Annotated in this window: 9 protein-coding genes and 1 pseudogene; 5 read left to right on the top strand and 5 right to left on the bottom strand. The window is 58.3% G+C overall.

Features of this window, described 5'->3' with window-relative positions; translation table 11 throughout:
* The first annotated feature begins 143 nt into the window (after positions 1-143).
* The 4 genes from ATB98_RS23415 to ATB98_RS23425 all read left to right on the top strand — a co-directional run bounded on the left by ATB98_RS23415 (position 144) and on the right by ATB98_RS23425 (position 4,687).
* Positions 144-464 (top strand): transposase, encoded by a 321-nt coding sequence (locus ATB98_RS23415; protein WP_167354113.1) that lies wholly within the window; start codon positions 144-146, stop codon positions 462-464.
* A gap of 961 nt (positions 465-1,425) precedes the next feature.
* The gene (locus ATB98_RS30190; protein ID WP_234782007.1) at positions 1,426-1,869 is read left to right on the top strand and encodes a tyrosine-type recombinase/integrase; all 444 of its coding nucleotides are present in this window, start codon (positions 1,426-1,428) and stop codon (positions 1,867-1,869) included.
* A gap of 599 nt (positions 1,870-2,468) precedes the next feature.
* Positions 2,469-4,205 (top strand): ThiF family adenylyltransferase, encoded by a 1,737-nt coding sequence (locus tag ATB98_RS23420; RefSeq protein WP_066878031.1) that lies wholly within the window; start codon positions 2,469-2,471, stop codon positions 4,203-4,205.
* Positions 4,193-4,687, top strand: a complete 495-nt coding sequence (locus ATB98_RS23425; protein WP_066878033.1) for a Mov34/MPN/PAD-1 family protein — start codon at positions 4,193-4,195, stop codon at positions 4,685-4,687. Before ATB98_RS23420 ends, ATB98_RS23425 begins: the two co-directional genes overlap by 13 nt.
* Positions 4,688-4,689: 2 nt before the next feature.
* Here the strand turns inward: ATB98_RS23425 and ATB98_RS30195 are convergent.
* The 5 genes and pseudogenes from ATB98_RS30195 to ATB98_RS28320 all read right to left on the bottom strand — a co-directional run.
* Positions 4,690-5,048, bottom strand: a pseudogene (locus tag ATB98_RS30195) (cytochrome B6); the annotation flags it as partial.
* Positions 5,049-5,522: 474 nt separating this feature from the next.
* A complete protein-coding gene (locus ATB98_RS28315; protein WP_084435746.1) occupies positions 5,523-6,128 on the bottom strand; it encodes a hypothetical protein in 606 nt (201 codons plus the stop codon).
* Positions 6,129-6,646: 518 nt separating this feature from the next.
* On the bottom strand, positions 6,647-8,182 hold the full coding sequence (locus tag ATB98_RS23430) for a class I adenylate-forming enzyme family protein (RefSeq protein ID WP_066878035.1): 1,536 nt from the start codon (positions 8,180-8,182) through the stop codon (positions 6,647-6,649).
* 257 nt (positions 8,183-8,439) lie between these two features.
* On the bottom strand, positions 8,440-9,102 hold the full coding sequence (locus tag ATB98_RS23435; protein WP_066878036.1) for an aminotransferase class I/II-fold pyridoxal phosphate-dependent enzyme: 663 nt from the start codon (positions 9,100-9,102) through the stop codon (positions 8,440-8,442).
* A complete protein-coding gene (locus ATB98_RS28320; protein WP_084435751.1) occupies positions 9,045-9,836 on the bottom strand; it encodes a GntR family transcriptional regulator in 792 nt (263 codons plus the stop codon). The genes ATB98_RS23435 and ATB98_RS28320 overlap by 58 nt, the downstream gene beginning before the upstream one ends.
* A 738-nt stretch (positions 9,837-10,574) precedes the next feature.
* Between ATB98_RS28320 and ATB98_RS23440 the strand changes: the two genes are divergently transcribed.
* On the top strand, positions 10,575-11,561 hold the full coding sequence (locus ATB98_RS23440) for an ATP-binding protein (protein ID WP_084435753.1): 987 nt from the start codon (positions 10,575-10,577) through the stop codon (positions 11,559-11,561).
* The last annotated feature ends 62 nt before the right edge of the window (positions 11,562-11,623 follow it).

Genomic DNA, 11,623 nt, shown 5'->3' on the forward strand with positions numbered 1-11,623 from the left:
AGTTGAGGTGTATTGATGGATGAATGTTCGTAAGCGGCAAGGGAACCCCGTCTCGGAAGGGGGGGCGGCCGGATCGTAGCGCGCGTTGTGAGCCGATGTGAGCTTCTATGTCTGCACCTCGTTCTGAAACCAGAACCTTTCACATGATCGAAGCGGTTGCCGAGCGCCTCGAAGGTGCGCCACGGCAAGTTCGCCGGCGTTGGTCAGATGCGTTCAAGGCACAGGTTGTCGCAGAGGCGCTGGAGCCCGGTGCGAGCGTGTCGGCGATCGCGCATCGGGTTGACATTCGCCCGTCGCAGTTCTTCGCCTGGCGTCGTGACGCTCGGGACGGCCGACCTGCTCCATCGCGGCATTCGAGCTGCGAAACACCGGTGCGGGGTGCGGCGGGCGCGGTGGTCGAGGTCGTCATTGGCGAGTTTGTCGTGCGCGGGGCGCAGACGACGAGGCGCACTTGCAGCGGGTGATCCGGGCGGTGCGTTCGGCATGATCCCTTCCGGCGCGAAGGTGTTCCTGGCCAGTCATCCGGTCGATTTCCGCAAAGGTCCAGCTTGCTGTCGCTGGTGCGGGACGCCGGCAATGATCCGTTCTTATGTGCCAGGAGAGATTATGTGGCGGAGCCGGCCCGGCGTCAGCCGGGGCCTGCCGAGTCTGGAATTCTGCGCCATATAATATTTCGTTTCTCTGAGGTAGCCGCGGGATCCCTCTGCGCCGCTATGCCGCAGGGGCGATATACTCGAGTTCTATTTTTCGCATCGTGGGGTGCTCAAGCGCCTGCGCAGCGGTGCGCTCAGGGACGAGATGGATCGTCTCGCGGAGCATTTCTTCACGCTTAGTTACAAGCGAGCGTCAGCCAAGATTTATCTGAGCCGGATTGCGCGCTTTAGCCAGTTTGCCGGGACGCACTGCGGTCCGATGCCGATCCATGTCGTCGACAGCTATTTGGGCACGTTTAGTACGGATCCTCCCCCGCATTGGGCACGCATGGCGAGTGGCTCCGGAGGGGTTCATTATTTCCGCTCCAAGTGAAGAGGATGATTCGGATGCTCCGCTTCTGGCCTCCTTTTCGGAGTATCTGCATAGGGTACGGGGCCTGGAGCCTAATACCCGCGAAGGCGTTCCTCTGCGCGCCCACCGCTTTCTGGATTGGATCGCCGTCACCATCCCGGCGCAAAACTTGAGGCGTTGACGGCTGAGAACGTCCTCCCTGCTGTCGAGCGTCGGCTGTCGCTATCGGTGACCTCCGGCACCCGTTCGACGGCAACTTCCCACATCCCGATATTTCTTCGGTTCTTGCATTGGGCTGGCCACCACAGTCGGGATCTTGCTCGCGTCGTCCCAAGAACACCCCACTGGCGTTTGGCGCATTTGCCGCCGAGCCTTGGATGGGAGGACGTACGAAACGCAATCGATACAATCGGCGCAACGATGCCGGTCGAAATCTTGCTAAGTTTGAACTCGGGTGGGCGCGCAGGTGCACATCTCCTGCGCCACAGTTTAGCCACCCGACTCGTCGGACAGCGAAGGCCGATCAACGAGGTGGCCGATCTTCTTGGACATCGCAGCATCAACACAACAGCGTTGTACGTGAAGGTCGCGGCCTCGCAGCTTGCTCGGCGGCAGCGACGCCCCGCGCAGGTCAAATGTGTCGGCGGGCGCCGTCCTCTATTTCCAGAAGCGTCGTTGCGTGCCATCTTTGCCGAGCTTGGCAACGGCGCCGTCCCAAGGAAGAAGACGCGTCATCGCTTCCGACCAGCGCCGGACGCGGCATCGCGTCGGCGTGAAACCGACCGAAATGCGAGTTCCTCCTCCGACCGGGCTGCGCCTTCAAGTCGCGGCAGTTCTAACGCCCTGGTCCTTTCCGGCGACTGAATCGCGTCGACCTTGGGACCGTTGCACTTACTTGCAGCAACCCTGCGGGCCAGCTGAAAAATTGCTGATATCCTGCGGCTTCCACCCTATGAACGGTGAAATCTGACTTAGGCGCGGTCGTATAGTCGCTTCGTAGTTAGGGGCTGGCCGTCAAGGTCCTCGGCCCCGTTAGCAAGTCAATTGAGGACAAGCCGTGACCATCAATATCAATGACATCAGCGAAAGGGGCCGCAACACAGTCCTGGGCTGACAGCTACCAAGCTGAAACGCACGCTAGACATGAAGGACCACTATTTTCGACGAATCGGCCGACTAGGCATACATCAATAAGTTCTCACATGGAATACCATAACAGGCATACGCTTCTTAAGCCGTTCTCCGTGCCTGAAGACGCCTAGGCCGACACTAAAACTTAGCACCAACCGCAGAAAGAAGGAGCCTCAAATGGCAGGCAAACTTGGCAATCCGGGACACGCGCCCGGCAATCCCGATCATCCTGGTCATCCGAACCGTCCCGGCCCCGGTCGTCCGCCTGGTCCGCCGGATCACCCTGGTCCAAGCGTTCCGCCGAAAGTGCCTCCGAAGCACGTTGGTTGAACATGAAGCCATACACCGACTTTGAGTCACCTCCCGCTCTTACTGTCACACGGGGAGGGCGCAGGAGGCTGGCGGAACTCGAAAAGCTTTATTCTGTTGCTGGAGAGAGCCTCCTCGTAGATGAGGAGGAGGCGGCGGCCGGAATCCTTCGAATCGAGTTTTCATGGCCATTGATCGACGGAAGAGCGATCGGGCTCCGAGCAGTTTATCCAGATACGTTTCCACGCCTGCGCCCCCATGTTTTTCTGACCTGCGATCCCTCCCAATACCCTGAGCGGCACTGTGGACCCGAAGGAGCCCTTTGTCTGCTGGGGCGCGATACCCGCTATTGGCAGGCCAACATGTCATTGGCGGAAATCCTCGACGAAAACCTCGCTCATGTCCTGGACGGCACGGGAGCGGAGGATCCACAAGGAGAGCCGATCGAGTATTGGTGGAACAGCCTCGGCCAAGGGAGCGGAAGCTTCGTCCTCGTTGACTCCAGATGGAAGCTCTCCGGCTATGACGAAGGGACTGTCGATGTCCTCGTCAACGCAAGCCGGACAGAAATCGGCCGGACCATCAGGGCTGCGATCTTAAACGTCAACGCCGGTGACGGTAGTCTTTTGGAGGAGCGTGTTGCGCCTCTTCCTGCCGCCATTTCTTCGACTGCCATTCGCGCCAGCTTCCCTTGGCGGCGGGACGACCAACTGTCCCTACCAACAGGTTCTGATGAACAGACGATGGGCAAAGTCGCGTACGGGAAAACATATGTGACATGCGACGGAGCAGATATCCGGCTCTCATTCACGGTCAGCAAGACCGAACTTCAACACAACGAGCATGGAGATGCTTGGGTGTGCGGAATGGCGGTACAGGAGCACATTTCACGCCCGAGCCGATCGGGACCGCGACATAGAGGCACGGTCGCGTCGATCGTACCTGTTTTTCGGGACGGCGAGATAGACATCGGCTATCGAGTTCCATCGGTCGCGAGTTTGAGAGGCAAACGCATTGCAGTTGTCGGGCTAGGGGCGCTGGGATCACCCGCTGCCGTCGAACTAGCTAGAAACGGCTGCACCTCGCTCCATTTGATGGACGACGATGTCGTCGAGCCGGGCAACGCGATCCGTTGGGAACTTGGAGCCAGCAGTTGGGGAACGAAGAAGCAGGACGCCTTGAAGCGGTTCATCGAACGGGAATATCCATGGACCTCCGTTCTGGCCGTCCCGCACCGCATTGGATTACCAACCGGAGACAGAGATCGGCTGAACGAGTTATTGGACAGCGTCGATCTCGTTGTGGACGCCAGTGCCGCGCCGGGCGTGAGCTACCTTCTCGGCGACATCTGTCGGGAGCGTGGCCTTTCGCTGATCTCCGTTTTCGCCTCCCCCAACCTGCACGGCGGGGCGGTCGTATTCCATCATCCGGAATCCGGTTGTCCGGTGTGCATGGCGCACGCCAACGAGACCCCGGAAGGAAAGCCGGGGCACATCCCCTATCCGAACGGCATGAATGACGAGTCAACGCTCGTTCAGCCACCCGGTTGCTCCGAGCTCACCTTCACCGGAGCTTCATTCGACCTGAAGGAACTGTCCTTGGAGACCGTCCGGATGGCCGTCGACGTCCTGTCCAGCCCGGATGAGTGGACGGTATCCGAAGTCCGCACCGTGAATCTGCATAACGTAAAACGTCGTATGCCGCCGAGTTGGCGGATCGATCCACTGGAACGACACCCGGACTGCGGATGCCGAAGCTGATCTGGATACCGGAGTCTGTCGTCGAAGCGATGCTGAAAGACGCGAGCCGTTGGCACGACCTCGAAACAGGCGGGACCTTTATGGGATACTGGTCGGACGCGACTGTCGCAGTAATCACGAAGATGATTGACGGCGGATCGGAAGCGATCCGCACACGCAGCAGCTTTTCCCCGGACCGCGAATGGGAGCAATCCGAGATCGACCGTCACTATCGCGCGTCAGGCTGTGTCGACACCTACATAGGCGACTGGCACACGCATCCGAACGCCCAGATCGGCGAACCAAGCTGGACCGACCGTCGCTGCCTCAAAACGATCATCCGCTCTCAAGAAGCGCGTGCGCCCAGACCAATCATGATCCTCCTATGTGGCGGACCCGAGAACTGGCTGCCCCATGCCTGGGTCGGACAATTAAAACGTCGGGCGTTCCTTTTCGAAGGGGTGGAAACCACCGCGGCCATGATCTCCACCTACAAGACTTAGCTGAACTCGACCGTGTCGGCGAGTGTCATCAGCCGCCCATCGCGCAAATAGGGTGGAGCGTCCTTGATGCCACGCAGTGTCGCAGTGTGAAGGGTTGATCGGACCATCTGGTGACATCACGAGATCGTTGGCCGTCTGGCCGATGTTGTAGAAGCGCTCGAGGTTCAGGTCGTGCATGTTGTTGTCCATGAAGGCGGTCTGCGGGACGTGGCAAACGGCGCAGCGGCCCTTGCCCATAAACATCAGTTCGCACTCTAACTCCTGCTCGCTCGCCCGGCTTGGATCGAGGCGTGCAGGCGCGTCCCAGCTTGGGCGCGGGCGGGAAGTCAATAATGTCCTGCATCTGCGCCATCATCAAGACGACTCAGCCGCCGGCAAACTGGATCGTCTCGCACGACCGACAGCAGCTTGCCACTCAATCTCGTGAACTCTTCCCGGAGCCTTCGCCGTGCCGCCACTCAATTATGCCCTTGGTGCCCATTTGATCTTGCGTTCCAAGACGCCGCTGTCACGCGGAGCTTTCATAAATCCGATTCCCTCTCGTCGGCTCCAAACAAAAAACACCTGCTTATCCGCAGAGCCCTGACACTGGTCCAGCTGTCGCGCACAAACGCGGCAAACATTGGGGCATTCGAATCAAGACACAGCCCCGGTGCGCCCACGCAGGATGACGTGGACACGCGGATGGTCCGTGTTTCAGTGATCGACAGCGATCCAGTCGAGCTTGGCGCCGGGATCCCTATTCAGCTTTTTAGATGAACTCGCGGGTGAAGCGTTTCAGCTTCCGGCGAAATGGCGTCCTACAGCATCTCCGTCCGGCGTCGTTGACGCGGGCTCATGAAACGTCGAAACGCTCAAGCATCTTTTTGAGCTGAACGTTCTGCAGAGAAAGTTTTTGAGCCAGCCGTCGTCGCAGTTCTTTGATTTCCTCGTCGAGGATTGCCACTTCGTTGAAGAAAGGATCCCCGGAAGACGGGGGTTGTACGCTTTGCGCCTCATTTGTGGCGACAGCGCTTCGCGCAACCACTTGGGTGCGGGCTCTCGTCGGACGTTCTCGGCGCGTGATTCGCGGTTGTCCTTGGGGCTTTTTGCTTTTCTCGCTTTTCCGCCTCAGTGCCCTTCCCTCGGCACCCGAATGATTGGTTTCACTGGGCGCCGGGGTTTTAGCCTCTTGGATGTCAATCGGTTGGCTGATTGCCTGCGTGAGATTGGGATCGCTTGGCGGATTATCCGACAACATCGACACTTGATCAATCGGGCCGTCTGCATCCTGATCAGGTGCGCTGGAACCTTCTGTTGGATTATCGGACGGAAGTGCCGACTTGTTTTTCGCTTCGCTTTCGAGACCCTCGGGATCGGCGTCATGCCCAATCGAATGCTCTTGCACTTTCGCCGGTCGCCGCGACGATAATTGAACAAGAAATTTCCACGGTGATTTCATAGTGTTCCTACCTCGAAAAACGTGGACTGCGATCCCGCTGCAGCCCTTTACCTTCAAACGCCGTTCGGCCGGGCACCGTGACGTGCGGCCAGCGAATATCTCCCTACTCAACATGAACTGAGGGTCATTGTCTCCAGCCTTTTCGACCCGAAGGCTTGATGACGTAGTCGCGCGCGCTGCCCTCGACCCGGTTCATCTGGTCAGCCTCATCAAGGTCGTTGATGACGATGATCGGAAGATGTACCTTGGCGGCAGAATCCCTAACGAGCCGAAGCCATCTTCTCGGCCAATGCTCGAGTCATTGCTAGATCGATCGGCTCGGAAGCCATTTTTGCCGACAGCCCGCTCGTCGTTTTCGACCGCTGGAAGCCCCCGCCTGCGCCTTGGATGCGATCGAGCAGTCCGGCAAGCCTTTGCGAACTGCCGTTGCTCATCCGTGAGCACACGGTTTGGCGCATGTTGAATGGCAGTCCACTGGCAACCGGAAAGGAAGCCCAGTTCCCTCGACGCCCCGATCATCAGTTGCTGCCTTCTTGCTCGCTTGATCGCGCTTCAAGCTCTTTCAAAATCGAGTGCTGAATCTTGCCCAACGCTGTTCGCGGCAATTCGCTCGTGAAAATGAACTCCCGCGGGACCTTGAAGCGCGCGACCTGCGACTGCACATGCGCGGCCAATGCTTCCGCCTCGATCCGTGCCCCCGCCCGCCTGACCACATAGGCGACCGGCACCTCGCTCCAGTGGGAATCCGGCCGACCGACAACGGCGCATTCCTCGACATCGGGATGCTCCCCAAGCACACGCTCGACTTCGGCTGGATAGATGTTTTCTCCGCCCGAAATGATGAGGTTCTTTTTGCGATCGCGGACCCAAAAATAGCCGTCTGCATCGCAGTGCCCGATGTCGCCAGTGCGATACCAGCCCTCACGCAATGCCTCGCGGGTCGCTTGTTGATCGCCCCAGTATTCACAGAAGACATTCGGGCCGCGCACTGCAATTTCGCCGAGGGCGCCGGCCGGCAACTCCTTGCCGGCGTCATCGAAGATCATCACGTCGCAGCATAGGCCCGTCAGGCCGACCGACTCGCCGCGCGAGAGATCACTCCCAAGCCTCGTATAGACGGAGATGGGACACGTTTCTGTGGAGCCATAGACCTGCAGGACCGGTACACCACGCGCGGTAACGCGTTCGATCAGGGCCTGGGACACGATCGTCGAGCCGGTTGAAACAGCTTTTAAGGAGGACAGGTCGGCCGTCGACCATCCGACGTGGTCGGTCAAGGCTTGGATGGCCGTCGGTACCAATGCCGTCAGCGTTGGCCGATCACGCTCAAATGCAGCAAGTGTCGCGTCTGCCGCAAATCGGGAATGGATAGTGACCGTCGCACCATGGTGCAAAGCGGGAGTGGTCTGAATGTTAAGCCCGCCCACGTGAAAGAACGGCAATACCGACAGCACATGATCTTCCGACGTCAGAGAATGCATGTGCTGACTCATCACTCCGTTCCAGAGCAACGCTTCTTGTCGGAGGACCGCGCCTTTCGGCCGCCCGGTAGTGCCGGAAGTGTAGATGATCAGAAGCGGGCAGCTCAAGTCAGCATGTGAGTAGCGGCTATCGCCGCTGCCTTGGTCTAACAGGTTACCCCATGTGGTCCCGCGAGGGGGCACGAAATCCAGACCGACGACCGCCGTGTCGTGCAGTGTGTGTGCCAGATGCGGCAGAAGGCTGTTAAACGCCTGCTCGATGACCAATACCTTTGCTTCGGCATTGGCCAAAATGAAGAGCTGCTCAGCCACCGCGAGGCGCCAATTCAAAGGCACCATAATTGCGCCAAGTCGCGCACACGCATAGAGAAGAATTAGATACTCGGGCCGGTTCAGGCTGGGGATGGCGACGCGGTCGCCTTTAGTGACTCCGAGTTTTTTGTTCAGGGCGCGCGCGGCTTGCTCGATGCGTCGGCGCAAAGCGGCGTAGCTCAAGGTCTCGCCGTCGAAATGAATTGCAGGCTTGTTTGGAGCAAACGCCGCATTGCGTTCAATCAGTGTGCAGAGATCCATTGTCACCTATCCCTTCTGTCTGGAGCCGCATGAGACTTTTCCGACGCGGTTAAGACCACACAACCCTTGCGAGCGATTGAGGCACGGGTGGTTCTTCAGCTCGGCTGAGGTTGTCTTCAACTCCCGCAAAGCAAGCTGTTGGTACGCTCAATTGACATGCCAGATTCGAACACAAGACGTTTGTGGCCAGCCAGGCAATCGGGAGAGAAACAAAAGGAGGCTCAGGCATGCAAACGCCCTTTTTGTTCAGGCCCACTTTAAGCATTCATGTTGTCCCCGAGGTCTTTTGCCGTCGCCTTCGTCCCCTGCCCCAGTTGAACTTGAAGGGTGGCAATCTCCCTTAATGCTGCGCTAAGTTCGAGGCGGCTGGGCCCACCCAAGCAAAGGCGAATCCCGCTTTGATCATTTCCGTCTGACAGAGAGACCGCGGGATCGGTGACCATTATCCCGCGTTCGCGGGCTGCGCTGGCGAGTGCGACTGCCGCAGAGTGGCGCATCGACAGAAACATGTGGAACCCGCTGCCGATCCACGCATCGCTTATCGAGGAGAAGATTGAAGCTGCTACCTTGTTGCGAACAGCCGCTTCCGCGCTTGTGGTTCTCGAGATATGTGATGCCACCCCATCCGCTATCCATTTGTGTATGATAAGCCTGGATATTGGAGAGTCAGTTGCACCTTGGGCGCGGAGCACGCGCACTAAGTTGTCCAGCTGATGAGATGGAGCAATCAGAACACCAAGGCGCAGCCCCGGTGTGAACAGCGTCGCGAAGCTGTTTATGTAGTAGGTTCGTTCAGGCGCTAGATCGAGAAAGCAAATGCGATCATGCGCAGCGAAGGATGCGTACACGTCGTCTTCGATTATCAATATGTCTCGGCGCTGGCAAATGACGGCAATGTCCTTGATCCGTGACCGCGACATCGTCCTGCCAGTTGGATTCTGCGCGGTTGGGTTAGTGAACAGCACGAGGCGCTTCTTCCTCGAAGCACCTCGCATGCGATCCGCTCGAGGGCTTCTGGGAGAAGGCCTTCTGGATCAGTGTCAATTCCGACCAGCTCAATGCCGAGCAAATGTGAAATCCTCACGAGCCCGGGAAACGGCAACTCGTCAGTTGCTAAGCAAATGTCCGGGGCGACCAGTGCGGTCAGCGCCGTCGAAAGAGCATGTTGACCGCCATTGCAAAAGATCATGCGTTCGGCGTCGGCCGAGGCGCAATAGTGCTGAAGCCATCCCGCAACCGCCATACGTTGATCGAGGGTTCCCTTAGGGAAGGTGCACGCTCCATAGGTGTCAGCGTCAATGGTTGTGGCAAGCGAGGCCAACGTCCCGCTCAGCAGTTTCTCCGAGATGACGTTCGGAGGTACATTTAAGCTTAGATCGACCATTTTTCTGGTGGTCAGGATTTTGTTCGTCACGAACATTCCGCGTCCGTGGAAGGATGAGGCAAGGCCTTGGCGCGCCAAGAGCCCGTAGGCCTTTGTCACGGTGCCCAACCCCACTCCCAGTCGGTAGCTCAGGTCCCTCTGCGCCGGCAGGCGAGATCCGGGAGCGATTTTGCCATTGACCAGATCCTCCGCGATTGCGGCGGCCAGGCGCTGGTACACGGGCTCATCGCCGGGTGCGATCCAAGGCTCCCAAGGTGATTTCATCAGCATGCAGATACCCAAAAAGTGTCACGCGACACAATAAGTGTGGCCTTACAGCGTCTCCCAGTATAGCTTCCGCAGTTGGTTTACAAGTATAGGAGAGTATCATTGAGATTATACACCGATGAATCAGACGGTAGTTTGTTGCCAAGAGCCGAAAACGACTCAATGTCAGACGACACTACTAATAATTTCGCGTAAAGCGCAACTATTTTCGGCTATTATTCCACGAACGACTTTCGTCACGACGCGGATGCCGGAGTTCGCTGACGTTATACTAAATAGCTCGATGTCCCGAAGTGATGATGGTGGAGTGAAATCAGGGGTGGGATCGGTATTCGACTCGTTCGATGCCTCGGGTGCCAGCCCGATGGAGAGAAGGTTCATGCCAACAGGCGCAAGTGAAATACGCATGCGCAATGGCGCCCATGGAACAGGCGCGCTCCGTCTCTGCCGTCCACCTGCCCACCAGAGAGGGCATGACACGAACCGCAAGTGTCGCGCCCAAGTGGGCTCGTTGCTTACGCTATTGAGGGATTGCCGCTGCTCAGCGATGGGCCGGCCGGCTCGGTATGCTGCGGATGAGGCTACCCCTGCCATCAAAGGATCGACCACAAGGAGGTTGTGACAACGCGGGATGAATTTCGAACCCGATCCATGGGAAATTTTCAGGCGATATGCGGAGATTGAGAGCACTACAAAGGGCCCGGAAATCTAATCTCACCCCTAACCTAGACAAATAGGCGAATGCGAAAATTACCCTTTGATACAATTCTGATCGCCAATAGAGGCGAGATTGCCGTACGCATCATCAAGACCCTGCGCAAGTTGGAACTGCGCTCCGCAGTTGTCTACCACGATCTGGATGCGGGAGCGCCGGCCGTCTCAATGGCCGACATGGCGATTGCCGTAAGCGGTCGCACGCCGGTCGCGGCCCATCCTGATACCGCGCAAATCATCGCTGCCGCCCGCGAGGCGAACGTCGGGGCGATTCACCCAAGCTATGGATTCCTTGCAGAAAATGCGGAGTTCGCGAGGGCGGCGGTCGAGTCTGGGTTCGCCTTCGTCGGGCCTACTCCTGAGATCATCCAATTGATGAGCGACAAGATCCGGGCCCGCAACTTCGTTCAGCGGAACGGGTTTCCGGTCGTGCCTTCAGCGGTCAAAGAAGATGACCCGGCCTCGTTCATCCAGAGGGCGCGATCCATTGGAGGGCCTTTGCTGGTTAAAGCATCGGCCGGCGGCGGCGGCAAGGGCATGCGGATCGTCCGCGACCTCGACACCTTGGAAGACGCCATTGCGCAGGCGCGCAGTGAGGCGCAGCGCTACTTCGGGGATGGCCGGCTATACATCGAACGATATATCGAAAAGCCACGACATATCGAAGTGCAGGTGCTCGGCGACTCCTTCGGAAACGTCGTTCATTTGTTCGAGCGGGAATGCTCGGTCCAGCGCAGATTTCAGAAGGTCATAGAGGAGGCGCCCGCGTCGACGCTTTCCCCGGGGTTGCGCGAGAGAATCTGCGAAACTGCCGCCGACATCGCTCGAGCCGCTAACTATCGAAATGCAGGCACTGTGGAATTCATCGTTCATGGAGGAGAGTTCTATTTCCTCGAGATGAATGCGCGCCTGCAGGTAGAGCATCCCGTAACCGAAATGATCACTGGCATCGATATTGTTGCCGAACAGCTCTATGTCGCCGGAGGCCACGAGCTTAGGCTCAGGACTCATTAATTGAGATAGAAGCAGCATGTTGCGGCGATGAGGATAGCTGAGAAGAAGGTGTGGGCGCATCG

It is taken from the genome of Sinorhizobium saheli (assembly GCF_001651875.1).
GTDB lineage: Bacteria > Pseudomonadota > Alphaproteobacteria > Rhizobiales > Rhizobiaceae > Sinorhizobium > Sinorhizobium saheli.